This window comes from Halorhabdus amylolytica, assembly GCF_004944975.1.
Classification (GTDB): domain Archaea; phylum Halobacteriota; class Halobacteria; order Halobacteriales; family Haloarculaceae; genus Halorhabdus; species Halorhabdus amylolytica.
The window spans coordinates 344,212-368,062 of the sequence record NZ_SPQG01000002.1 but is presented as its reverse complement, the minus strand read 5'-3'; the positions used below and the strand labels follow the sequence as shown (position 1 = coordinate 368,062).

Below are 23,851 nucleotides of genomic sequence, written 5' to 3'. Positions count from 1 at the left end.
CGTTGGGTTGGCCAAAAGCCGTTCGTCTCCAGGGCCAGCGGCGTCGGTCCGGGTCGAAAACGCTAACAGGCCCGGCACGATAGCGGGGGACATGAAACGCGTCCGCTTTCGCGACCCGACGGGCACGATCCGTGGCGGTCGCTGGCTCGTCGAGGACGGCCAGGAATACGTGACGACGGCACTGGGGGAACCGGAGACGGTCGCGACGGACGAACACACCTATCCAGCAGAGTCGGTCGACGTACTCCCACCAGCCGAACCGACGAAGATCGTCGCGATCGGCCGCAACTACGCCGATCACGCCGACGAACAGGACGCGGACGTTCCCGATCGCCCGCTACTGTTCCTCAAACCGCCCAACACAGTCGCCAGCCACGGCTCGACGGTCTCGCTGTTGCCGGACAAAGAACGGCTGGACTACGAGGCCGAACTCGCAGTGATAATCGGCGAAACGTGTCACAACGTCGACGGCGACGACGCCGAGGAGGTCATCGCAGGCTACACCTGCTTCAACGACATCTCCAACCGCGACGACCAGCGCGTCGAGACCAACTGGGTCCGCGGGAAGGCCTTCGACAACGCCGCGCCGATGGGGCCCGTCCTCGCTACTCCCGAAGAGGTTCCGACGGACGCGACCATCGAATGTCGCGTCAACGGCGAGACGCGACAGTCGGGCAATCGCGAGGACATGGTCTTTTCCGTGCCCGAACTGATCGAGGAGATCACTGCATACATGACCTTGGAACCGGGCGACGTGATCGCGACCGGGACACCCGAGGGCGTCGGTCCGCTCGCGGACGGGGATCGCGTCGAGATAGAGATCGAAGGGATCGGGACACTGGAACACGGCATCCACATTCCCTGACTGGGTTTCACAGTGGAGACAAAGCGTTCGCGATGTACCGACAGCGAGGACGGTCGATTTCCGTGTCTATTTTTTGATCGACCTGCTCATCACCGCACATGGCATCCCGACACTGGCTGTACTTCGGGGGGTTCGTACTGACCGGAGTGGCGTTGCTCGCGGTCGTCCTCGTAGGAGTGCTCGACGCGCTGTCCGCTCTCTCGGCCGACGCCGTCGTCTACGGCGAGGAGTTCGTGCTGCTGGCCATGCTCGGGGCGGCCGCCGAGTGGGTCGTCGCCGCGGTAGTTCTCGGTACCCTGGCCTGCCTGTTCCTCGTCGCGACCGTCGTCTCGGTCCTGCGGAACACGTCGCTGCACCGCGACGACCGACTAGTCGCACTCGTCGAGCGACTCGAACGCGAATACCCCGTGTTGGGACAGTTCGACGTCTCCGAGAAGGTCGAACCGACTACCGAAGATCGGAAGCAGCGACTCAAGGAACAGTACGTCGACGGCGAGTTGAGCGACGCGGAGTTCGAACGCGAGATGGAGCGACTGATGGACGAGGAGTCCTCGACCTGACCCGCCTCTCGGACATCGTCGGTCCGTCGTCTACTCTTCGCGGCGCGACTCCCGAAACCGTCGGCCTCTCGCTTCCGTCCCGTCCCTCTACGCCCCGTCGTCGGACTCGTCCGTCTCCGTTTCCTTCGATTCGGTGGCCGCCGTCCTGGAGAGATTCGAGTCCGTCTCGTCCGTCTCCGAGAGCCCTGTTTCCGCCTCCTCGTCTTCCGACTCGTTCTCGTCTACACCCTCGTCTTCTGAATCGTCCGTCCCGTCGTCTGACTCGGTGCCGGATCGGCGATCGATGCTCACGTCGGCTTCGATCTCCACTTCGATGTCGAGGTCGCCGGTTTCGAGCGTCGCTCGTGCCTCGTCGGGCTGGATGAGTTCAATCTCTAGTTCCTCCCCGTTCACCTCGACCTCCAGTTCGACCTCTAGTTCGACGTCTACGTCGTCGGTCATGTCACGACGTTCGAAGAGGGGTATCAAAAGTTCTATTGCCGCGGTGACGTCGCCCGGATCCAGTGGCTGTGAACGACGGCACCCGAGCGGTCACTGCAGCGGCGATCGGGAGCGTTCGGGCCGGGCGATCAGTTTCATCTCGACGGTCTGTTCCGAGCCGTCCCGGAGGATCCGTACCTGGATCGTGTCGCCGGGCCGGGTCTGCAGCGCGAGGTAACTCGCCAGGTCCTCGAAGGAGGTCATCTCGACCCCGTCGACCGAGAGGATGACGTCGCCACCGACGGGTAGACGCGAACCGTTGACGAACTCGATGTCACTCGGCTGGAGGACCCCATCGGCGGGCCCGCCACGGACAGCCCGGACGATCAAAAGGCCGCGCGGGTCGCTCATGTCGTTCGCCCTGGCGATCGCGGGCGTCACGTTCTCCAGTGTGACGCCCATGTACGCGTGTTCGTACTCCCCGGATTCGATCAACTCCGGGACGACGCGTTCGGCGAGGGCAGCCGAGATTCCGAACGCGATGTTGTCGCCCTGTTTGGAGTTGACGACGCCGACGACCTGGCCGGAAAGCGACATCAGCGGCCCGCCGCTGTTGCCCGGGTTCACCGCAGCGTCGGTCTGGATGGCGTCCGGGATCCGGTAGCCCGATGGCGACGGGATCAGGCGGTCGAGGCCACTGATGATTCCGGAAGTGAGCGACCCGTCGAGGTTGTACGGGTTGCCGATGGCGACGACTTCCTGCCCGATGACGGGGGCCTCCCGGACGAGCGGGAGTGGCTCGGCCGACCCGGGAACGCTGTCGGCGACGACGACCGCGAGGTCGGCGTGGACGTCCGTGCCCCTTACGGCGCCTTCGCGCCACGTACCCTCCTGAAAGCGGAGTTGCACGGACGACGTATCGCTGACGACGTGGGCGTTCGTCACGACGTGCGTGTCGTCGTACAGAAAGCCGGTTCCCTGACCCCGATCCGTTCGGACCAGCACCACCGACGGGATGGTGTCCCGATACACTCGCGTGTAGACGCTCCCGTCGGCCTGAGACCGGGCATCTGTCGACGACGATCTGCCCGTCCCGGCACTCGAATCTGACGCGGACGACGTTCGAGAGGCGTTAGAATCCGGGGCTGACAGGGCGGTGTCACAGCCAGCGAGTCCGGCTGAGAGAGCGATACCCCCGAGGTGGAGAAACCGACGGCGAGTGGTTGTCTCCTCGGACATCGTCGTCGATCACTACCGTCGGGACCGGTCTGTGTTTTGTGGTTGTACGTGGGGCGCAATTCGACGTGATCTGGTGTCACATTCGAGAGTGTTTCGAACCAACACGGGATCCCGCAGACGGAAAATTTCCCCTGCCAGAACGGCTATCCCGTTACCCGACCAAAGACAATCATGCGCGATATCCCCGGAATTCATCACGTGACCGCTATCGGGAGCGATCCCGGCGAGAACCTGCAGTTCTACACAGAGACACTCGGCCTGCGGGTGGTCAAGCGCAGCGTCAACCAGGACGACGCCTCGGTCTATCACCTCTTCTATGGCGACCGCTCGGGATCGCCCGGGACCAGCATGACCTTCTTCCCGTACCCCGGGGCACGGCAGGGGCGAGTTGGGACCGGCCAGGTCAGCACGACGCAGTTCCTGATCCCTGCCGACGCCGTCGATTACTGGATTGATCGCCTGGCCGAGGCGGGCGTCGACGCCGACGAACCGCGCGAGCGCTTCGGCGAGACGGTCCTCCCGTTCGAGGATCCCGACGGCCTCCCGCTGGAACTGGTCGGCGTCGCCGAGGCCCCGGCGGGCGATCCGCCGGACGGACCGGTACCCCCAGAGTATGCGATCCGCGGCTTCTACGGCGTGACACTCGCCCTTGGGGACACAGCCGCGACCGAACGCCTGCTGGAGACGATGGGCTACGAACGGACGGGAACCGAAGGGACTCGACTCCGCTACGAGGCCGACGGTGACCTGGGATACGTTGTCGAGTTGCTCGACGGTCCTGACGTGGCCGACGGGCGACCGGGCGCAGGCACGATCCATCACGTCGCCTTCCGCGTCACGAGCGAGGATCAAGCTGACTGGCGTGAGGAACTCCAGCGCTTCGGATTGCGTCCGACAGAGATCATCGACCGAAAGTGGTTTGAATCAGTCTACACCCGGACGCCGGGGGGCGTCCTCTTCGAGTATGCCACTGAAGGTCCGGGTTACACAGTCGACGAGGATCTCGAAACGCTCGGGGAACGGCTGGTCCTCCCCGAGTGGCTGGAGGGTCGTCGAGAAGAGATCGAAGACGGATTGCCGCCGCTGTCAACTGACAGTTGAAGCGTCCCTGAACCGCCGATTGGGACGGGTATGGGACCGAATCCACTATAGCGCCCGCGTATTTGTACGTCGAGCATACTATCAGGGTGAATTATTATCATCCTTGGCTGAAAATCGGGTCGTATGAGTACGACCGAAGGGAACAGAACGGACACGTTACGTGCAGGACTACAACCGTGGCAGGGTGGCGAGATCGGCGGCCTACTGGGCGGGCTCGTCTTCGGTGTGTTGCTATCGATCGAGATGCCAGGCGTCCTCGAGTCGACGATCCCCGGGTTGTACGGATTCTCGGAGAGCGGCGTGATCGGCTGGACTCTCCACATGAGTCACGCCGCCATCCTCGGCGTCGCCTTCGTCACCGTGATCGAACTCGGTGGACTGGACGACACGCTATCGACCAACCTGGAGAACGGCGTGGCCGGACTCGTCTACGGGCTCGTCGTCTGGGTGGTGCTGGCGGCCGTCGTGATGCCGATCTGGGTGTCCGGCGGTGGTACGACGAACGTTCCCAACGTAGCCCTCGAGAGCGTCGTCGGCCACGCCGCCTATGGCATCGTCCTCGGGATCGTCTATTCTGTGCTATCGGATTGATCGCAACTGTCCCAATCGGCCACGATCCGACTCAGAAGACGCTGATACCGACGCTGTAGGCCCACGACTGGCTGGCGACTGCCGCGACGATCAGTGCCCCGCCGGCCATCACGACGTTCTTCAGGAACTGCGTCAGCTCGTCTTGGTGCTGGTCCTCGGGGACCGCCCAGAAATCGTGCATCGTGACCGCTGCGACGAGCAGGAACCCGGCGAGCGCCACAGCACCGACGACCGGATAGATCCCGGTGACGATACTGAGCCCGCCCGCGACGAGGACGACACCGGACGCGATTACCGAGAAGCCGGGTGCGGGCAGCCCCTTGTGCTCGGCGTAGCCAGTCATCGTCTCGCGCTGCTGGAAGTGATTCAGGCCCATGAACGCCAGGACCGCCCCGAACAGCACGCGGCCGACGAGGAGAATCGCCCCCTCGGTGCCAGTGATCGCCATCAGGCGAACACCTCCAGTGTCGTCGTCTCGATCGCAACCAGTACCCGCAGGAGTCGCATTTCTGGTATCATTGCGTTAGTTGGTTCGTTTCCGAACCTACTTATGCTCTCGGCGATAAGATCGTGACCAGATAACACCCATGTCACCTGCAGCAACTACCGATGGGGAAACCGTCGAAGAACGGAACGCCGAGGCGTGTCCGGTCGTCGAGGCGGTCGAACAGATCGGCTCGGAGTGGCGATTGATCGTCCTCCAGGACCTGACCGACGGCGAACGCCGGTTCAACGAACTCAAGCGTTCGACCGGCGCGAGTTCGCGGACGCTCTCGCGCGTTCTCGACGACCTCGAAGACGTCGGACTGGTCGACCGTCGCGTCGAGGATCGACCGATCGCGACGTATTACTCGCTGACCGAGAAAGGAAAGGCACTGTGTCCGGTCTTTTCGGAACTGGAGTCCTGGGCCGACGAGTGGGTCGATATCGGCCGACCGTGACGGATCCGCGATCATCGACGATTGGGTACGAGAGGTCCTACAGACCCGAGTCGAGCCGGCCACTCCGTATGCCGTGGGGGCAAAAACCTTTGAGCCAGCGATGCGGACGATAGATTATGAAGGTCCTGGTGGGGGTCGGCGGCACGGAGCGGTCCTTCGCAGCCCTCGAGGGTGCGATAGAGCGGGCCGAACAGGCCGACGACGAGCTGACCGTTGTGATCTTCGACGACCCGTCGGCGAGCCTGAGTCGGGGGCAGGTTCGCGAGCGCGTACAGCGGATCGTCGCGGAAACGGACGTCAACCTCTCCACGAAGGAGATCGACGGCGACCCTGGGTCACAGCTCGTACAGGTCGCCGAGGACGGCGGGTTCGATCAGCTCATCATTGGGAACGGGACGCGAACGCCGATGGGGAAGATCCAGCTTGACAGCATCGCACAATTCGTCCTCTTTAACTCCCACGTCACCGTCAAACTGGTTCGATGAGCGATCGTCCCGCACTGGAGCCACCGCCGGTGGCGTTCGTCGACGAGGAAGGTCGGACGATACGGATCGAACGGAGCGAGGGGGACCGGGACGCACTGGTCACGATGTACGAGGACTTCGCTCCGGAAGACCGGGCCCAGGGACTTCCGCCAGTGGGTCGAGAGCGGATCGAGAAGTGGTTGGAGACGATCGAGGAAGGTATTCACGTGGTAGCGTGGCACGACGATCAGGCAGTGGGTCACGCCGCGTTACTCGCAGGCGAGGACGATCACGAGTTGATGATCTTCGTCCATCAGGACTATCAGCTAGCGGGGATCGGATCGCGACTGATCCGGGCGCTGCTAGGTGCCGGTCGTCGGGATGGCGCCGAGAACGTCTGGCTGTGCGTCAGACCGAGCAACGCGATCGCGATCTCGCTGTATCGCTCCGTCGGGTTCGAGGCGGTCGGGTCCGGCGAGACCGAACTCGAGATGAGTCTGTCGTTCGACGACGAGGGCAGCGACGGGCAGTCCTGGGCGTGATAGGGCGTCTCAGCTGTGTTCCGAGGTGGTCCTCGCTACGATGCCATCGTTCGAACGCGTCCGTCCACCGTCACCAGTTCCGGACGGTACGCCCGTGAGTCGCCTGGCCGTCTCCCGTAACGTCAGCCCGTTCCCGAGCAGTGTCGCCGCCGTCGCCGCGGAGGCCTCGACGTCGAGGTGAACCCCGTAACACGCCGCGTAAAGTTCGAGCCAGTCGGAAAGTGCACGATCGAGGCGTCTCGATTCGGCGGGCGAGAGCGCCTCCTCGGCCCCCGCGATGGCGGCTTCGCGGTAGAGCGCCACGGCTGGGCCGACGCCGTCCCGAAGGTACTCCAGAGCCCGATCGTGATCCGGCGATTCCTCGGGCGGAAGGAAACTGCTTCGCGCACGCCGAGCCCGTTCGGCGAGTGCCGCAACGCGGATGTGATAGGTACGACACATAGTCGGTGTACTCCCTATGCGATGCACGCATTCTTCACGTTATTTAGTGACGAATACCCCCCGAGATTTCCGGATTCACGCGAGCGACACGACGATCGACATCTGAGCTACTCCCGGGAACGCGTCGGATCGACGTCGATCGCGTCGACCGGACAGACATCGACACAGAGCATACAGTCGATACACTGGGATTCGTTAGCCGGATCGGCTTTGCGCTCGCTTACCGGATGATCCGGCGTCTCGACCCACTCGAAGACATCGACCGGGCAGTCCTGCAGACATGCCCCGTCGGCCAGACAGACATCGAAATCGACGGCCACGTGAGTCCCGTGGATGCCGAGCGTCTCGGGTTCATCGACGGGACCCCAGACGTCGTGATCGTCGTGTTCGTCGACGACCTCGCGGTTCGCGTCGAACGCCGGATCGATAGGCACGATAGGGGTCTCTCGGACGGGGAGGTGCATAAATCCACGTCACAGGGAAATATTCGTTGGCTGGCGTTCGTCCGCTCGCTCACCGACCGCGTCTCTCCGGAAGCACTTCCGGACCGCACTCCTTCCAAAGAGGGATACGTCCGGTTCCCAAACGGGGAGGTATGTCAGCTGACGACCTCGAAACGACGACGGTGACGCTTGAGACGGACAACGCGAGCGACACGCTCGAAATCCCGGTCGCTTTGATCGACCTGCTGACCGAAGGCGACGAGGAGATCCCGACTGTCGTCGCCGACATCGCCATGTTCGGGCTGGCCCAGCGGGTCCACACGGCGGTCCACCACAGCGATGGCGACCCGAGCGCAGGCCTCGACGCCGACATCGAAGACATCGAGGCGGCAACGGACGCCGAATTCCAGAAACGGTTCGATTCGAGCTTCGAGGACTTGCTCGATCACAGTCACTGACGGCGCAAGGCCCAGCAGTCACCGGTAATGACGGTCCCCCTCAATCAATAGAAGGATCACTGCCATGACGACCAGCGCGAGGAGTATCGACGCGACTCCGAATCCGGGGCCAGCCGTCGATGTGATAACGGTCCGGCCCTCGTGATGTCGCGACTCCGTAGAAGCGACGTCAAGCCGATCAGACAGCGCGTTCAGCGCCGATCGATCGGGAGCGTTGGCGATCATCACGCGCGTCCCGTTGTGCCGGACGTGAAACGCGTCCGCGAAGGGTCCGTCGTCGATGACATACGTCGATTCGCCGAACACGAGCGGATCGTAACTCTGCAGGACGGCCCTGTAGGCGTCCGCGAACTCCGCGGCGTCCGCCCGCGAGTCCCATTCGGTCACCCAGACGTATCCACCGTGACTGCCGTTCGTGTAGGTGTATAGCGTATCGTTGCCCCAGCCCTCAGCCGGCGCTGTGACGGCCTGGCGAAGACTGACTGTCCCGTTCGGGCGTGGCAACGCTACGTTCCGACTCCCGTTCTGCCGGGCGAACAGCGTCCGGACTCCTGCCTCGCCGATCCGCTGGATATCGTCAGTCCGGGACCAGTCCGGCCCGGAACGATCCGCGTACTCGATCGGCTCCGGCGGTTCGACGACACGATCCGGGTGCAAGACCGGTTCGACGGTCGCGGGCGGGGACTCCTGAACGCTGGAGACGGCCTGCCAGCCACCTCGCTCTCGGAGGGTGGCGGCATAGATCGCCCCATCCCGATAGGGAACACTCATCAGGGTGGCGACTGCCGGAGTGACTGATCCCGATGGCGGGGCCATCCCGCCGGAGAGACACGACCATGCGCCGCTCGCGCACTGGCGCCGGTAGCGACCATCGACGAGCGAGGCCTCCCCTTCGACGATGCTGTCCTTTCCGAGTTCCCCATCGAGCGTCGAGCGCCGGTACCGGGGGGCCGAGAGATCGAAGTATTGGTCCTGGAGAACGTGAACGAGTTCGTGGGCGAGGACGTACCCCGAGATCTGTGGCCGTTCGGGATCCTCGGTCACCAGGACGACGTGATCGACCCCTTCCTCGGCGGCCATGCCACCGACGCTGGCGAGGATCGTCTCCCGTATCGCTTCCCGTGCATCAGTGTCTTCACCGAAGACGAACAGCGCTTCCCATGTTTGATTCCCCCCGGGCAATTGCGTGACGTTGCGGTCGACGTAGGTTTCGACGCCGTCGCGGGAGACGAACTCGATCCGGGGCGTCTCCTCGAACTCCAATCCGCGAAGGTATTCGACGCGTGCCATCGTCCGGGCCAGAACTCGCTCGCGTTCGGCCGCCGAGAGGCCATCAGACCCATCGACGTCGATAGATTCGTTGTGCCAGTAGCCGTTCTCCCACCCGAGTACGTCGCTGTCGGGTTCCGCCAGGGCAGTGGCGTTGTCCACCTGCCCAGCCCCCACCATCGGCAAAGCACCGACGGTGAGAATCCCGAACACAGTCAAGACAACCAGACCCAGGGAGCATCGTCGAACGTCCGCCCGGGGTCGGAAATTACCCACCGGCAGGCGTCTCATCGAACCCTCCACCGCATCAGGACGCCGTCGTCGAGGCGCTCGACGTCCTGCAGATCGAGTTCAGGAAAGTCATCGAGGAACCCCTCGCCGTTGGCCAGCGTGGGAGCGTCCCGGCCGCCGATGACCAGCGGACCGACGAAGACAGACAGTTCGTCGACGAGGTCGGCCGCGAACAGCGAGAAGATCAGTTCGCCCCCGCCTTCGACCATGAGTCGATCGACGCCGCTCGATTCGAGCGCGTCCAGGGCCCGCTCTAGGTCGACCCGCTCCTCGCCGGCCACGATCACAGTCGCGTCGCTGGCCAGTCGCTCGCGTTCGTCTTCGGTGGCCGACTCACTCACGAGGACGTACGATTCGGCGTCGTCGTTCAACACCCGGGCACCAGCAGGGGTACGCCCCCGCGAGTCGGCCACGACGCGGGCCGGCTGTGGAGCGTCGCCACGGTCCCGCCGGGCGGAGACGCGTTCCTCGTCGTCGACCGTCAGGGACGGATCGTCGGCCAGCACCGTCCCGACGCCGACCATCACAGCGTCGTTCTCGGCTCGAAGTTGGTCGACACGGTCGAAGTCGCCCGGTCCGCTGATGGCGATCTGCTCGCGCTCGTGGGTCGAGAGCTTCCCGTCGGCGCTGATCGCGGCGTTGACGACGACGTGCATCGTCCGCATGTCGGGACGGAAGGCGAAAACCACTTTCGGCGCCAGTCGAGTGTCTTCGCCTGTCTACGAGGCGACCGGGGACCGCCTTTTTATTCGCTCCGGACGAACCGAGGAGCATGAACGTCGAAGACAGAGCCGAGGAACTCGCCTCCGACCTCGGCGTCGACAAAGAGGAGGTCAAAGACGATCTGGAGAATCTCGTCTCCTACAGCGTTCCGCTGGAGGAGGCAGTCGGGAGCCTGCGACGCAAGTACGGCGATAGCGACGACGGCGGAGGGACAGCACCGCCCGAGCGGGACGTCACCGAGATCACGACCGAGGACGATGGCGTCACCGTCAGCGGCGTCGTCCTGACTGTCGGCAAACGGTCGATCCAGTACCAGGGTACCGAACAGGTGATCTTCGAGGGCGAATTCGCCGACGAGACTGGCAAGATTTCCTACACTGCCTGGGAGGATTTCGGGATCGAACCGGGCGACGCCGTCCGGATCGAAAACGCCGGCGTCCGCGAGTGGGAAGGTAACCCGGAACTCAATCTGGGCGAACGGACGACGATCGCGGTCGACGAAGACGTCGACGTGCCCTACGAGATCGGCGGTGACCGGCCGCTGACCGAACTCGCACCGGGCGACCGGGGGGTCAACGTCGAAGTCCGGGTCCTCGAACGGGAACACAAGATCATCGATGGCCGTGACGGCGAGACCGAGATCCTCAGTGGCGTGTTCGGCGACGAGTCCACCCGGCTGCCGTTCACCGACTGGGAACCACACGACGAGATCGAAGAAGGTGCCTCAATCCGGATCGAGGACGCCTTCGTCCGGGAGTTCCGTGGCGCCCCATCGATAAACGTCTCGGAGTTCTCGACGGTGCGGACGCTGGATCGGGCAGTCGACGTGACCGAGGAGGCGCCGCGAATGTCGATCCGCGATGCCGTCGAGAGCGGCGGGCTCTTCGACGTCGAAGTGGTCGGGTCGGCGATCGCCGTCCGTGACAGGTCGGGACTCATCGAGCGTTGTCCGGAGTGTGGCCGGGTCGTCCAGAACGGCCAGTGTCGCAGCCACGGAGCCGTCGAAGGCGAAGACGACCTCCGGACGAAGGTGATCGTCGACGACGGCACGGCCACGGTGACGGCCGTCCTCGACGAAGCACTGACTGCCGACGTCTACGGCGGCGGTCTCGAAGACGCCCGAGAACACGCCCGCGACGCGATGGACCGTGACGTCGTGACCGACGCGATCCGCGAGGCGATCGTCGGCCGGGAGTTCCGGGTCCGGGGATCGCTGAGCGTCGACGACTTCGGCGCGACGCTGAATGCCACCGCCTTCGACGCATGCGAGGACGATCCGGCGGATCGGGCCCACGAGTTGCTCGCGGAGGTGGGCCGATGAGCGCGACCGAAGACGACGAAGGGAGCACTCCGGGCCGCCGCGAAGTTGCCTATCGGCTGTTCGCCGCCGAATTCGACGACGCCGACTACGCCTATTCCGAGAGCGACGAGGAGCGGGCGCCGAACTACGTCATCACACCGACGGGTGCCCGCGTCAATCGCGTCTTCGCGGTGGGTGTCCTCACCGAAGTCCAGCCCGCTGGCGAGGAGGTCCTCCGGGCACGGATCGCCGATCCGACGGGCACGTTCGTCGTCTACGCGGGCCAGTATCAGCCCGACGCCCAGACGTTCCTCGAACGCGCCGAGCCGCCGGCCTACGTCGCCGTCACCGGCAAAGCGCGGACCTTCCAGCCGGAAGACAGTGACGTCGTCTACACCTCGATCCGGCCGGAGAGCCTCAACGAGGTCGATGAAGGCACCCGGGATCGCTGGGCGGTCGGGGCCGCTCGACAGACGCTCGAACGGGTCGGGACGATGGCGACGGCGATGGAGGGCGGGGCGACGGGCGAGGAGTTGACCGCGGCGCTGCGTGATCGTGGCGTTCCCGAGGGGCTTGCGGCGGGAATCCCGCTCGCGCTGGACCATTACGGGACGACGCCCGGGTACCTCGCCGCAGTGCGGGAACTAGCGGTGTCGACGGCCGAACTCGTCGCCGGTGAGCGCGAGGCGGTCGAGCCCCCGGCGCTTTCCCCCGACCAGGGTGGTGACGCCGATCTGAACGCGCTGGCGGCGACGGCCACGCTCGGGAAGCCGACCGAAGCGACCCCGGAACCTACCGCGGCCGCCTCAGCGCCGGACGACGCGGCGGGGACGACACCCGACGGAACCGCCGTGGAGTCGGACGCAACGACGGAAGTCGAGTCTGCGACGGGAACCGAAACCGGGGCGAAAGTCGGAAGCGAAGACGGGGACGCTCCGTCGGCAGCGGAAAGTGGGACCGCCGAGTCGACGCAGCAAGCGGAGAGCGGAACGACCGAGACGGCGTCGGAGGCGGAGAGCGGAACGACCGAGACGGGAACGAAAACCGAAGGCACGCGTGAATCCGGGGTAGCCGAAACGGATACTGCCACGGAGGCCAGCCCCACGACAGCGGCCGGAAGCGGTGATGGAGACGTTGCCGAATCCGACGACAGTGCCGACAAAGCGTCGACAAGAGCAGGCCGCGAAGCCGACGAATCGGCCCCCGTCGAGACGGCGGACGAAGGGGCGCCGGAAGGGACACAGGCTGACGACGGATCGGCCGAACTCGGCGAGTTCGACGGCGAGTTCGAACTCGACGACGAGGAGCGCGAGGAGATCAAATCGGAGTTCGGTACCGAGTTCACGTCCGGGACGGAGGTCGAAGAGCCCGGAGAGGCCGGCATCGACACGCCCGAACCGGAGTCCGAGGCTGCCGACGAGGAGACGTCCGGGGCCGAAGACGACGCGGAAACGGCAGGCGAATCCGACGTGCGGTCCGAGACTTCCGTCGAACAGGATGAAACGGGAAAAGACGACGAAGAAACAACTGTCGACCTCGAAGACGTAGTGATGGACGCCATGACGGCCCTCGATGAGGGCGACGGCGCCGATCGATCGGCAGTGCTCGATCGCGTGAGCGACGAACACGGCGTGACGGCCGACGAGGTCGAGGAAGCCATTCAGGAAGCACTGATGAACGGTCGGTGTTACGAACCGGGTGAAGGGACGCTAAAGCCGATCTGATGACTGTCGAACCGGTCCCCGATTCCCCTGCGGCACTGGTCGATCTCCCGGACGGACGCGGACTGTTGCTCGCTGACGTCCACGCCGGCATCGAGGCCGGCCTCCGCCGTGAGGGGGTCGAACTCGCTTCGGGTGCCGAGCGGCGCCGCGAAGCGATCCTGAACCTGCTCGCGAGAAGCGGTGCCGATCGCCTGGTCGTCCTGGGCGACCTCGGACACGCGATCGGGAGCCCAGGACGCAAAGAGCGTGAGGAGGTGGAGACGCTGGTCGCGACGGTCACCGAGCGTGTTCCGCTGACGATAGTGAAAGGTAATCACGACGGTGAGATCGAATCGTTACTGGCTGATCGCGAGCGGGTGACGATCACCGGCGGCGAGGGGACTCGACTCGGCGAACTCGGCCTGGCACACGGCCACACCTGGCCCTCTCGGGACGTCCTCGGCGCGAAAACCGTGTGCGTCGGCCACGAGCATCCCGTCGTTCGACTGGAGGACGAAGTAGGCGGCGGCCGCAAGGAGCGGGTGTGGCTGCGGGGATCGATCGATCCGGCGCCGTTCGAGGAGTACTACGAAGACTGTCCGGAGATCGACGGCGAACTGGTCGTCTGTCCGGCGTTCAACGACCTCTCCGGCGGGACGTGGGTCAACGTCGAGGGACAGACCTTCCTCTCGCCGTTTCTGCCTGACACCCTCGAAGAAGGGAGTGCCTATCTCCTCGATGGGACGCGCCTCGGTCCCTACGACCGAGTTTGAAGGGGGCGACGGGAAAAGACTGACTCAAAGGACGATAATGGCCACGGGAAAAGACTGACTCAAAGTGCGAGAAAGACGATTCCGCTCGCGATAACGACGCCCAGAACGGTCGAGACGAGGGTGCCGAGGTGACGCGTGCCGAGGATCCACACCAGGGCGACCTTGACCAATGTGTTCGCGATCGCCGCGATGACGATCGCCGTCGTCGCGACGGGCGTCGAGACCGCCCCCTGGGAGGCGAGTTGACTCACCGTGATCGTCATCGCGTCGACGTCGGCGAGTCCCGAGAAGAACGCCGTCGCGTACAGGCCCGAGGAGCCGAACCACTCGGTGGCGTGCTCCGAGACCAGCAACACGACGGCGAAGACGGCCCCGAACAGCAACGCGGGTCTGAGACGGAAGGGGTTCCTGAGGCGGTCGGGCTCGACGGCCTCCTCGGCCGTCGTCCGCCAGTAGAGAACGGCGGCGGCGACCGCCCCGACGACCGTCATCCCGCCGAGCGGGAGCGCGACGCTTCCGACCAGGGCGGGGTTGACGACAGCGACCTCGACGAGTGCCCGCGGGAACATGACGATCGAGGCCGTGACGACCGCGAACCCACAGACGTGAGAGAGTTCTTCGTTTGCGATCGTCTTCTCCGCCATCGAGACGGTCGTCGCCGTCGAGGAGACGAACCCGCCGACGATCCCCGTGAGGGCGATTCCCCGCTCCAGCCCGACGATCCGGCCGAGCACGTAAGCGACGAACCCGAGGCCGGTGACGAAGACGACCATCAGCCAGACGAACCGGGGATTGAGTCCGTAGAGAGCGTCCAGAGAGCGGTCCGGAAGTGCCGGCAACACGACGAGAGCGACGAGGATGAACTTCGCGGACGCGCGTCGTTCGCCCTCTTCGATCCGGTCGACGAACTCGTGGACCGGGTCCTTGATCGAGAGTAGTACCGTGACGGCACCGCCGACGACGATCGCGACGATCGCACCTCGATCGGAGTGCGTCGTCATCGCGCCCAACAGGACGGTCACCAGCGCGGCCAGCAGCGTCGTCAACCCGATGTCGCCCTCGAAGACGACTTTCCCGACGTAGGCGACGGTGAGTGGAACGACGAGCGCACCGATAGCGAGGAAAAGTACACTGGGGAAAAATGCCTCGACGAGCGCCCCATAGAGTGCGATCAACGGGAACGTCCGACTCCCGGCGAAGGTCCCGCCGGACTCGCTCTGTTCGCGTTCCAGTCCGACCAGTGCGCCGAGGCCGAACGCGAGCGCGAGGTGAACGAACACCTCGAACAGCGGGGCAGTCGTCGGATCGACCATCGTCTAGACGTCTCGGGGAACACTTGTTAAGATATCCCACGCGGATCTCCCGCTCTGGAGGTCGAGTTTTATTGCCGCTGCGCTCCGAGCGGTCGTATGGCAGTACTGGTCCCATACGACGGTTCGCGGCCGGCCCGAAAAGCACTCGAAGAAGCGGTCACCGAATACGGCGACGAGACGATCGTCCTGCTGCGGGTGATCGAAGTCGCTGGCGGTTCGCTCGGGGCGGGCCTGGGCCTCATCCAGGAGAGTTTCGACGACGACCCCGAGGAACTGGCCGAGGATATCGCCGATGAGGTCCTTGCGACCCTCGAAGCGACGGACGGCAACTACGAGGTCGAGACAGTCGTCGGCAATCCGGCCAGGGAGATCGTCGCATACGCCGGGAACCACGACGACATCGAGCGGATACTCATCGGCAGTCACGGCCGCGAGGGAGTCTCCCGGATCCTGCTCGGGAGCGTCGCCGAGAAAGTGGTTCGGCGGTCGCCCGTTTCGGTCACGGTCGTCCGATAGACGAACCGACGATCCAGGCGTTCAAACGTACACCGACGACGAGTTCAAACGTGTTCTTTCGGCATGAGGTCGCTGAACTCCTGGTCGGCCAGCCACATCGCCAGCGCCTCGAGTTCGTCGCTTGCGGCCCCGAACAGCTCTGCCCCGATCTCGGCGCTGGCGTCGGTCTGGTCGCCGAAGACACCGTTCTCGCTGTTGTCGATCGAGTCGTAGAACGTCCGTGAGCCGTGCGTTCGACCGATCCCCTCGTCGACCTCCACGAGCCCGTCGTCGCGTGCCTCTTCGAGCCGATCCTCGTGGACGAGGTCCGGATGAAGGTGCTGGATGAGCGCCGTTTCCTTGGGCCCGCCGTGAGGGCCGTTGTGCTCGAAGGTCTCGTCGATCCGCTCCGGAATGGACTCGTCCCACATCCACTCGACAGCGAAGGCGGTCTCGTCGTTGCGGAGACGTCGACCGACCTCCCGAAGATGAGTTACGTTCCCGCCGTGGGCGTTGACGTAGATTACGCGATCGATCCCGTGGGTCGTCAGACTCCGGGTGATACTCTCGACGTAGTCCCGGAACGCGGCCGGATCGGCCGACGCTGTTCCGGGAAACTGCAGGTGGTGGTCGGAGACACCGATTGTGATCGTCGGCGTACAGAGATATCCCGTCCGCTCGGCCACTTCGCGAGCAAAACCCTCCGCGATCAGATGGTCGGTTCCCTCCGGCAGGTGTGGACCGTGTTGCTCGGTCGAACCGAGCGGAACCAGCGCGAGCGACTCCTCCTCGAAGTACGACTGCAGGTCGGGCCAGGCTTCGTTTGGCAGGTACATGGATCCGTCTGGGAGAGCCGCACCTATGAACGTGTTCCACGCCGACGATCAGGTGCGTCATCGCTGGACGAATCACTTCCTCGTCGACCACCGTGGCATTCGTGGAGGACCATCGCCGACGGGCATGGTATCCGTGGACACGACCCCCGACGCGTTTAATCGGCCGAGTCCCGTATTCGTCTTCGATGAGCGAGGCGAGACGCGACGGCGACGCCGTCTTCACTCACCTCGGGAAGGCCGTCCGTGCGGCCCTATCCGAACGTGGTTTTTCCACGCCGACGGAGCCACAGCGCCGTGCGATCCCACCGCTCGCCGACGGCGAGGACGCCCTCGTGATCGCTCCCACGGGCAGCGGCAAGACCGAGACCGCCATGCTGCCAGTGTTCGACGCACTCACAGCGGCTCCTCCCGAAGGGTTCGGAGCGCTGTACGTCACGCCCCTGCGCGCCCTGAATCGAGATATGCGCGACCGTCTGGAGTGGTGGGGCGAGACGCTGGATCTCGATGTCGACGTCCGCCACGGCGACACTTCCGATTATCGTCGCCAGCAGCAGGCCGAGAATCCACCGGACGTACTCGTCACGACACCCGAGACACTACAGGCGATCCTCACCGGCGAGAAGCTCCGGAAAGCACTCGAGAGCGTCGAACACGTCGTCGTCGACGAAGTACACGAACTCGCCGCAGCCAAGCGGGGCGCCCAGTTGACCGTCGGCCTCGAACGCCTCAGGGAAGTCGCGGGTCCGTTCCAGCGGATCGGGCTCTCGGCGACCGTCGGCGATCCCGGTGAGGTCGGGAAGTTCCTCACCGGCGACCGCGGGTGTTCGATCGTCGAGATCGACGCCGGGAGTTCCCTCGAGGTCGACGTTGTCCGCCCGTCAATCCGGGACGGAGACGAGGAGATCGCCGGACAGCTCGTTACCGACGCTGCGGTCGCCAGCCACGTCCGAAAGATCGACGAACTGATCGACGAGTACGAGTCGACGCTGGTGTTCGTCAACACTCGCCAAACTGCCGAGGCACTTGGCTCCCGACTGAAGGAGTACGGGACCGACGTGGGCATCCACCACGGCTCGCTCGCGGCCGACTCGCGGGTCGACGTCGAGGACGCGTTCAAGGCCGGCGAACTGGACGCGCTACTCTGTACTTCCTCGATGGAACTCGGGATCGACGTCGGACGGGTCGATCACGTGATCCAGTACAACAGCCCCAGGCAGGTCGCCCGACTGCTCCAGCGCGTCGGGCGTGCGGGCCACCGTCGCGATCTGACCTCCCGGGGGACCATCGTCACCACGAGCCCCGACGAGACGTTCGAGGCGCTTTCGATCGCCCGCCAGGCACAAGCAGGTGAGGTCGAACCTGCCGAGATCCACCACGGCAGCCGCGACACCGTCGCCAACCAGATCGCGGGGATCGTCATGGATTTCGGCGAGATCGACGCCCGTCGAGCCTACGAGATCGTCACGCGTGCCTACCCCTTCGGAGACATTTCGGAGAGTGCTTTCCGGGATATCGTCCACGAACTCACCGACAACCGAGTGATCTGGCTCGAGGAGGACGAGGACGCCATCGAGAAGCGTCGGGGGACCTGGCAGTACTTCTATCACAACCTCTCGATGATCCCTGACGAGGCGACTTATGATGTGAAAGACGGCGCCAGCGGCCGGCAGGTCGGGACACTCGACGAGCGCTTCGTCGTCAACTTCGCCGCGCCGGGGGAGGTGTTCATCCAGCGCGGGGACATGTGGCGGATCACCGAGATCGACGAAGACGACGAGACAGTCCACGTGACGCCAATCGAGGACCCCGCCGGCGAGGTACCTTCCTGGACCGGCCAGGAGATCCCGGTCCCATTCGACGTCGCACAGGAGGTCGCGGAAATCCGCCAGGTCGCCGCCGAACAGATGCGCGCCGGGGGCGATCGCGAATCCGTCGCCCGTCATCTCGGCGGGCGCTACGACGCCGACTGCGAGACTCTCGAGTCGGCACTCGAACAGATCGAGTACCACGAGGGACCGGTTCCCGGCCCCGACCGGATCGTCGTCGAGTTCGAGGGCCGAGACGTGGTCGTCAACGCCGCGTTCGGCCACAAGATCAACGAGACGCTCGGCCGACTGCTGTCGTCGCTTTTGGGGCAGCGAACGGGATCGTCAGTCGGTCTCGAAGTCGATCCCTATCGGATCTCCCTGGAGGTCCCCCGGACAGTGACCGCGGGCGACGCCGTCGAAGTGCTGGAGACGACCGAGCCGGCCCACGTCGAGGGACTCATCGAATTGAGCCTGAAGAACGCAGACGCCCTGAAGTTCCGACTCGCACAGGTTGCGACGAAGTTCGGGGCGCTCAAGCGCTGGCGGGGCCGTGGAAGCCGACGATTCGGCCGTGACCGCTTGCTGGAGGCCCTGGAAGGCACGCCGATCTACGACGAGGCTCTTCGAGAGTTACTCCACGAAAAACTCGCGATCGGGGTGACGGCCGACCTGCTCGGGGAGATCCAGTCGGGCGAAGTCACGATCGAGACCGTCGGCGGCCGAACGGCGATCGGTCGCGGCGGTCGCTCGGGCAGCAAGGAGTTGCTCGCCCCTGAGAACGCCGACGCGAGCGTGATCCAGACGCTGAAGGATCGAATCCAGGAGGACCGCGTGATCCTCTTCTGTGTCCACTGTGAATCCTACGAGCGAACGAAACCCGTCAAACGGGTGCGCGAGCAGCCTCACTGTCCCGAGTGTGACTCGACGCGGATCGCCGCGCTGAACCCGTGGGACGAGGAGACAGTCAAAGCGGTCCGGGCGACCGAGAAAGACGACGAGCAACGGCGCCGGACCGAGCGCGCCCATCAGGCGGCCGACCTGGTCCAGAGCCACGGCAAGCAGGCGGTGATCGCGCTGGCGGCCCGCGGCGTCGGCCCGACCAACGCCGCCCGGATCATCAACAAACTCCGGGAAAACGAGGCCGACTTCTACCGGGACATCCTCGAACGAGAACGGGAGTACGCCCGAACACGTTCGTTCTGGGAGTAACACTGCCGGGCCGGCCCACATCGCCCCGTCACCGGCGATCGATCGGTCCGCTCGTGGCGTCAGTCTCGCGCCAGTTCTCGCGTTTCCGCACCGCGACCCGGGTGACGACGATCCCCAGGGTGAAGACGACCACTCCGAACAGCAGGAACGAGCCGATCAGCGTCCCTGACCCGTGGATGAGTGGCTCGGTGACCGCCGCTTCGCCAGCCAGCCAGCGTCCCCCGGCGACCACCAGCGGTGACGCGGCCACGACGATCCCGAGGACGAGGAGTCCGCGACCGACGATCAACGAGGGGACTGTCGCCCGTGCCAGGATCGTGGCGGGCGCCATCCAGCCGAGGACGGCGACGAGCACGACGGCGATCGGGTGGGCGGCCACGACGCTCGCCAGCACGAACGCCGACAGCGGGGCGAACGGGATCGAGATCGCCAGTGCGATCCCCAGCCGGAGGGAATACGGGACGGCGTGACCGGTCGGCGGTCGAACGCCGTCAGCGTCGGCCAGGGCGTCGTCGACGACCGCACTGATAGCGTCGTCTGTCAACTCGTCGTCCCCCGTCCGGATCCGGAGCCCGCACTCCGGACAGACACGGGCGCCCGCCAAGCGCGCCCCGCACTCGGGACAGGTCACGTCGTTCGCGTCGGCCATCGGACCCGCTTCTCGGCGGAGGTATTTGACGCTTGCCCGCGGGCGCGTCGTCCCCCAGTGCCATGGACGACCGTGCGTACAGGACCGCTCGACTCGCTCCCGGCAGGGATAAGCTCTTAACGGCCCCCGGGACACGTCCAGGCATGGATCTCTCGGACTACTGGGGCGTCGGACCGAAGACCCGCGACCTGCTGGCCGACTCGCTGGGCGTCGAGGCGGCCGTGACGGCGATCGAATCGGGCGATCTGCGGACGCTGACTGCCGCTGGTCTGTCCCGGGGTCGGGCAACCCGCATCCTCAGGCGAGCACAGGGCGGCGCGATGGACGTGCTGGCGACACGGGACGCACGCGACGTCTACAAGTCGGTGCTAGACCTGGCAAGTGCGTTCGCCGTCACCCAACACGCCGCCGACAGCATCAGACTGCTCACGCCGAAGGCCACGCGGTCGGAGATGGAAGACCACCTCGAAACCGTCGTGGACGCGACGACCGCCTGGGAAGGACTCGATAGAGACACCCGCGAGACGGTCCTCGACGCCTTCGAAGCGTACGACAGCGTCGAGGGAGGAGACCTGGCAGGCGTTCGAGCGGCGCTGGCACTGAAAGACGCGGACGTGACCGACGGGGTGTTCGCTCCGCTCGCGGACCTCGACAGTGATCGTCTCGAAGTCGGTGCAGAGGCCCTAGAGGCACTGGCTGGCGAGGGCGTCGCCGAAGGGGCCGACGAACGGCTCGACGCATTGCGCGCCCAGCGCGGGGCCGTCGAAGACATGGCTGCCGATCCCGAATCCGTGATCGCAGCCGTCCGGGACGAGGGCGTCCTGGGCGGCGACGCGTTCCGGGAGACGTTCGTCCGTTACGTCGTCGAGGAAGCTGACGTCGACGTCGAGGCCGTTCGGGAAACGACACCGACCGACGCGGCCGACGCGACGGACTTCGTCGCGGCGGCGTTGCGCGAACTCGCCGACGATCGACGCGAGACCGAACGCGAGCGCGAGATCGAGGTCCGTGACCAGTTCGAGTCGACGCTTTCGGCGACCCGCGAGGAGATCGACCGTGCGGTCGAAACGGTCGACGAGATCGCACTGTACGTCTCACTGGCCCGGTTCGCGATCGAGTACGACCTGGAGGCCCCGACCTACGTCACGGATCGGGACGTCCTGGCAGTCGCAGGGGCCAGGAACCTGGCGCTCGCGGCCGTCAGTGAGGATGTCCAGCCGATCACCTACGCTGTGGGCGAACACACACTGTCAGTGCCGGAGGCGACCGCCCCGCCGGCTGGCGATCGCGTGGCCGTCCTGACCGGCGCGAACAGCGGTGGGAAGACGACACTGCTGGAGACGCTCTGTCAGATCCAGTTGCTCGCACAGATGGGGCTTCCCGTCCCGGCGACCGCAGCGGAGGTCGGCGTCGTCGACACCGTCGTCTTCCATCGGCGCCACGCGAGTTTCAACGCCGGTGTCCTGGAGTCGACGCTACGATCGGTCGTCCCGCCGCTGACCGACGAGGGTCGGACGCTGATGCTCGTCGACGAGTTCGAGGCGATCACCGAACCCGGCAGCGCGGCCGACCTGCTCCACGGTCTCGTGACGCTGACCGTCGACCGGACTGCCCTGGGCGTGTTCGTCACTCACCTCGCCGATGACTTAGAGCCGTTGCCCCCCACAGCCCGGACCGACGGCATCTTCGCCGAGGGACTGACGACCGACCTCGAACTCGAGGTCGACTACCAGCCACGGTTCGGGACGGTCGGGCGTTCGACGCCGGAATTCATCGTCTCGCGACTGGTCGCCGACGCCGACGATCGGGAAGAACGCGCCGGGTTCAGGACGCTCGCGGGGGCCGTCGGCGAGCGGGCAGTCCAGCGGACGCTCTCGGACGCCGAGTGGTCGGGCTAGGCGTGGCCGGAGCAGTCGATCGCCGCCTAAAGGCCCAGGATGTTGGGGGTCGGTGGGTACGGGTGTCGAGCCCCTAGCCGTACTCGATGTCCACCGGCGAGGAAACCGTACGGCTCGACCGCCAAACGGGGGAACGGCTGGTCGAACACGCTCGGGCGATTGTCGGGGCCGCCGCCCGCGACGACTCGCCACCCGATCCGCCGGAGTTACCGGTACTGGCGGAGGACCGCGGCGTGTTCGTCACCCTGAAACAGGACGGGGAGTTGCGGGGCTGCATCGGGCGCCCTCAGCCCGACGGGACGCTTGCGGAGGCACTCGAGGCGGCGGCGACCGGCGCGGCGACGTCGGATCCCCGCTTTCCACCCCTCTCGCTCGACGAGATCGGCAACGTGACTGTCGCTGTGAGCGTGTTGACGCCGCCAGAACCCCTCCCCGACGTCAACCCTGACGCGATCGAGGTCGGTCGCGACGGATTGATCGTCTCGAAAGGCCGACGGAGCGGTCTCTTGCTCCCGCAGGTAGCCGTCGATCGGGGCTGGACGGCCGCGGAGTTCCTCCGGGGCGCAGTCCGGAAAGCCGGGCTACCACCGGACGCCTGGCGGGACGAGGAGATGACAGTCAAGCGCTTCTCCGCGCAGGTCTTCGCCGAGGAGTTCCCCGGTGGCCCCGTGCCCCTCGAGGACTACACTCGGAAGTCCCCGAACGGACAGTCGACAGACTGAGGGTCGACGCCGAGAACTTCGAGCCATGGCTGCCGAACTCGAAGAGAAGACCGACCGTTACGAGCGACTGCTCGAGGAGGCTCTCGAAGTCTCGACCGTCAAACCGCCCGACGGAACCCCGCTTGGGGAAGCAGCCGAAGAGTGCAGGGAGATGGCCCGTTCCTATCTCGAAGATGGTCGTCACTTCCGTGCCGAGGAGGACCCCGTCAACGCGCTGGCCGCTTTCTCCTACGGTCACGCCTGGCTGGACGCCGGCGCCCGGATCGGCCTCTTTGCCGTCCCCGAGGACGGTCACCTCTTTACCGTCTGATCAGGACATCGCCACGCTGACGATACCACGCTAGAGAATTTAACTCATGAAATAACAGCCGTGAAAGCATAAGGGTTGGGCGAAGGTTTAAGTACTTGAGACACTTACAATACGTCAGCAAGGGTAACTCGACGGTATTAATATTTTCTCCGTCGGGTGCCCATGTCCCCCCATCATGAGTGAAACGACGACACCCCTGTACACCCGAGAAGGAACGAGCGAGACATCGAAAGATGAACGTGAGCGTGCCGAAGGCGTCGAGGAAGTCGAGCACGACGAGCACGAGCAATGCCCGGAGTGTGGCGGCAAACTTTCGACGGACGAGGAACGCGGCGAGACGGTCTGTAGCGAGTGTGGCCTGGTCGTCGAGGAAGACGAGATCGATCCCGGTCCGGAGTGGCGTGCCTTCGACGCCAAGGAGAAAGACCAGAAGTCCCGCGTCGGCGCTCCAACGACGAACATGATGCACGATAAGGGCCTCTCGACC

General features: G+C 65.2%; 27 protein-coding genes. 17 read left to right on the top strand and 10 right to left on the bottom strand.

The genetic code is table 11. The annotated features are described in order from the left end of the window. Nucleotides 1-91: 91 nt before the first annotated feature. Together E3374_RS04410 and E3374_RS04405 are read left to right on the top strand one after the other, a co-directional pair. Nucleotides 92-865 carry a fumarylacetoacetate hydrolase family protein gene (locus tag E3374_RS04410; protein ID WP_136687817.1) on the top strand — a complete coding sequence of 258 codons (774 nt, stop codon included), beginning with the start codon at nucleotides 92-94 and terminating at the stop codon, nucleotides 863-865. Nucleotides 866-963: 98 nt separating this feature from the next. Then, a complete protein-coding gene (locus E3374_RS04405) occupies nucleotides 964-1,425 on the top strand; it encodes an SHOCT domain-containing protein (protein ID WP_136687816.1) in 462 nt (153 codons plus the stop codon). An 87-nt stretch (nucleotides 1,426-1,512) separates the two neighbouring features. On the opposite strand, the gene E3374_RS04400 is transcribed toward E3374_RS04405, so the two are convergent. Continuing rightward, nucleotides 1,513-1,866: a hypothetical protein gene (locus E3374_RS04400; protein WP_136687815.1), complete on the bottom strand. Its 354-nt coding sequence runs from the start codon at nucleotides 1,864-1,866 to the stop codon at nucleotides 1,513-1,515. Nucleotides 1,867-1,956: 90 nt separating this feature from the next. Beyond that, entirely contained in the window at nucleotides 1,957-3,084 is a 1,128-nt protein-coding gene (locus E3374_RS04395) for a S1C family serine protease (protein ID WP_136687814.1), read from the bottom strand. Between the two features lie 168 nt (nucleotides 3,085-3,252). On the opposite strand from E3374_RS04395, the gene E3374_RS04390 reads away from it, so the two are divergent. Together E3374_RS04390 and E3374_RS04385 are read left to right on the top strand one after the other, a co-directional pair. Further along, nucleotides 3,253-4,185 (top strand): VOC family protein, encoded by a 933-nt coding sequence (locus tag E3374_RS04390; RefSeq protein WP_136687813.1) that lies wholly within the window; start codon nucleotides 3,253-3,255, stop codon nucleotides 4,183-4,185. A 123-nt stretch (nucleotides 4,186-4,308) separates the two neighbouring features. Then, nucleotides 4,309-4,776, top strand: a complete 468-nt coding sequence (locus E3374_RS04385) for a histidine kinase (protein ID WP_136687812.1) — start codon at nucleotides 4,309-4,311, stop codon at nucleotides 4,774-4,776. A gap of 31 nt (nucleotides 4,777-4,807) precedes the next feature. Here E3374_RS04385 and E3374_RS04380 read toward each other — a convergent pair whose 3' ends face one another. Further along, a complete protein-coding gene (locus tag E3374_RS04380; RefSeq protein WP_136687811.1) occupies nucleotides 4,808-5,224 on the bottom strand; it encodes a DoxX family protein in 417 nt (138 codons plus the stop codon). 139 nt (nucleotides 5,225-5,363) lie between these two features. On the opposite strand from E3374_RS04380, the gene E3374_RS04375 reads away from it, so the two are divergent. The 3 genes from E3374_RS04375 (at nucleotide 5,364) to E3374_RS04365 (ending at nucleotide 6,723) form a co-directional block, all read left to right on the top strand. Continuing rightward, on the top strand, nucleotides 5,364-5,717 hold the full coding sequence (locus tag E3374_RS04375; RefSeq protein WP_136687810.1) for a winged helix-turn-helix transcriptional regulator: 354 nt from the start codon (nucleotides 5,364-5,366) through the stop codon (nucleotides 5,715-5,717). Between the two features lie 116 nt (nucleotides 5,718-5,833). Then, on the top strand, nucleotides 5,834-6,202 hold the full coding sequence (locus tag E3374_RS04370; RefSeq protein WP_136687809.1) for a universal stress protein: 369 nt from the start codon (nucleotides 5,834-5,836) through the stop codon (nucleotides 6,200-6,202). Further along, nucleotides 6,199-6,723 carry a GNAT family N-acetyltransferase gene (locus E3374_RS04365; RefSeq protein WP_136687808.1) on the top strand — a complete coding sequence of 175 codons (525 nt, stop codon included), beginning with the start codon at nucleotides 6,199-6,201 and terminating at the stop codon, nucleotides 6,721-6,723. The genes E3374_RS04370 and E3374_RS04365 overlap by 4 nt, the downstream gene beginning before the upstream one ends. A gap of 9 nt (nucleotides 6,724-6,732) precedes the next feature. Here E3374_RS04365 and E3374_RS04360 read toward each other — a convergent pair whose 3' ends face one another. Beyond that, on the bottom strand, nucleotides 6,733-7,164 hold the full coding sequence (locus tag E3374_RS04360; RefSeq protein WP_136687807.1) for a hypothetical protein: 432 nt from the start codon (nucleotides 7,162-7,164) through the stop codon (nucleotides 6,733-6,735). Nucleotides 7,165-7,271: 107 nt separating this feature from the next. Next, nucleotides 7,272-7,598 carry a 4Fe-4S dicluster domain-containing protein gene (locus E3374_RS04355; protein WP_136687806.1) on the bottom strand — a complete coding sequence of 109 codons (327 nt, stop codon included), beginning with the start codon at nucleotides 7,596-7,598 and terminating at the stop codon, nucleotides 7,272-7,274. Between the two features lie 161 nt (nucleotides 7,599-7,759). On the opposite strand from E3374_RS04355, the gene E3374_RS04350 reads away from it, so the two are divergent. Further along, entirely contained in the window at nucleotides 7,760-8,065 is a 306-nt protein-coding gene (locus E3374_RS04350; protein WP_136687805.1) for a DUF7545 family protein, read from the top strand. A gap of 18 nt (nucleotides 8,066-8,083) precedes the next feature. Here E3374_RS04350 and E3374_RS04345 read toward each other — a convergent pair whose 3' ends face one another. Together E3374_RS04345 and E3374_RS04340 are read right to left on the bottom strand one after the other, a co-directional pair. Further along, nucleotides 8,084-9,514 (bottom strand): Hvo_1808 family surface protein, encoded by a 1,431-nt coding sequence (locus E3374_RS04345; protein ID WP_136687804.1) that lies wholly within the window; start codon nucleotides 9,512-9,514, stop codon nucleotides 8,084-8,086. 107 nt (nucleotides 9,515-9,621) lie between these two features. After that, entirely contained in the window at nucleotides 9,622-10,281 is a 660-nt protein-coding gene (locus E3374_RS04340) for a 2,5-diamino-6-(ribosylamino)-4(3H)-pyrimidinone 5'-phosphate reductase (protein WP_136687803.1), read from the bottom strand. A 116-nt stretch (nucleotides 10,282-10,397) separates the two neighbouring features. On the opposite strand from E3374_RS04340, the gene E3374_RS04335 reads away from it, so the two are divergent. The 3 genes from E3374_RS04335 to E3374_RS04325 are packed head-to-tail and all read left to right on the top strand — an operon-like array spanning nucleotide 10,398 to nucleotide 14,124. Further along, on the top strand, nucleotides 10,398-11,669 hold the full coding sequence (locus tag E3374_RS04335) for a Single-stranded DNA binding protein (protein WP_136687802.1): 1,272 nt from the start codon (nucleotides 10,398-10,400) through the stop codon (nucleotides 11,667-11,669). After that, nucleotides 11,666-13,372, top strand: a complete 1,707-nt coding sequence (locus E3374_RS04330; protein WP_136687801.1) for a hypothetical protein — start codon at nucleotides 11,666-11,668, stop codon at nucleotides 13,370-13,372. Before E3374_RS04335 ends, E3374_RS04330 begins: the two co-directional genes overlap by 4 nt. After that, the gene (locus tag E3374_RS04325) at nucleotides 13,372-14,124 is read left to right on the top strand and encodes a metallophosphoesterase (protein WP_136687800.1); all 753 of its coding nucleotides are present in this window, start codon (nucleotides 13,372-13,374) and stop codon (nucleotides 14,122-14,124) included. The genes E3374_RS04330 and E3374_RS04325 overlap by 1 nt, the downstream gene beginning before the upstream one ends. A gap of 59 nt (nucleotides 14,125-14,183) precedes the next feature. On the opposite strand, the gene E3374_RS04320 is transcribed toward E3374_RS04325, so the two are convergent. Beyond that, complete coding sequence (locus tag E3374_RS04320; RefSeq protein ID WP_136687799.1) at nucleotides 14,184-15,437, bottom strand: MgtC/SapB family protein; 1,254 nt, start codon at nucleotides 15,435-15,437, stop codon at nucleotides 14,184-14,186. Nucleotides 15,438-15,533: 96 nt separating this feature from the next. On the opposite strand from E3374_RS04320, the gene E3374_RS04315 reads away from it, so the two are divergent. Continuing rightward, entirely contained in the window at nucleotides 15,534-15,953 is a 420-nt protein-coding gene (locus E3374_RS04315; protein WP_136687798.1) for a universal stress protein, read from the top strand. Nucleotides 15,954-15,997: 44 nt separating this feature from the next. On the opposite strand, the gene E3374_RS04310 is transcribed toward E3374_RS04315, so the two are convergent. Beyond that, nucleotides 15,998-16,768 (bottom strand): creatininase family protein, encoded by a 771-nt coding sequence (locus E3374_RS04310; RefSeq protein WP_136687797.1) that lies wholly within the window; start codon nucleotides 16,766-16,768, stop codon nucleotides 15,998-16,000. A 185-nt stretch (nucleotides 16,769-16,953) separates the two neighbouring features. Between E3374_RS04310 and E3374_RS04305 the strand changes: the two genes are divergently transcribed. Beyond that, on the top strand, nucleotides 16,954-19,785 hold the full coding sequence (locus E3374_RS04305) for a DEAD/DEAH box helicase (RefSeq protein ID WP_136687796.1): 2,832 nt from the start codon (nucleotides 16,954-16,956) through the stop codon (nucleotides 19,783-19,785). Between the two features lie 28 nt (nucleotides 19,786-19,813). On the opposite strand, the gene E3374_RS04300 is transcribed toward E3374_RS04305, so the two are convergent. Further along, on the bottom strand, nucleotides 19,814-20,434 hold the full coding sequence (locus E3374_RS04300; protein WP_136687795.1) for a zinc ribbon domain-containing protein: 621 nt from the start codon (nucleotides 20,432-20,434) through the stop codon (nucleotides 19,814-19,816). Between the two features lie 143 nt (nucleotides 20,435-20,577). Between E3374_RS04300 and E3374_RS04295 the strand changes: the two genes are divergently transcribed. The 4 genes from E3374_RS04295 to E3374_RS04280 form a co-directional block, all read left to right on the top strand. Beyond that, nucleotides 20,578-22,332: a MutS-related protein gene (locus E3374_RS04295; RefSeq protein ID WP_136687794.1), complete on the top strand. Its 1,755-nt coding sequence runs from the start codon at nucleotides 20,578-20,580 to the stop codon at nucleotides 22,330-22,332. Nucleotides 22,333-22,418: 86 nt separating this feature from the next. Continuing rightward, nucleotides 22,419-23,054 carry an AmmeMemoRadiSam system protein A gene (gene amrA / locus E3374_RS04290; protein WP_136687793.1) on the top strand — a complete coding sequence of 212 codons (636 nt, stop codon included), beginning with the start codon at nucleotides 22,419-22,421 and terminating at the stop codon, nucleotides 23,052-23,054. Between the two features lie 25 nt (nucleotides 23,055-23,079). Next, a complete protein-coding gene (locus tag E3374_RS04285; RefSeq protein WP_136687792.1) occupies nucleotides 23,080-23,364 on the top strand; it encodes a DUF357 domain-containing protein in 285 nt (94 codons plus the stop codon). Nucleotides 23,365-23,539: 175 nt separating this feature from the next. After that, the coding region (locus E3374_RS04280; RefSeq protein ID WP_282568430.1) for a TFIIB-type zinc ribbon-containing protein at nucleotides 23,540-23,851 on the top strand (312 nt) is incomplete at its 3' end.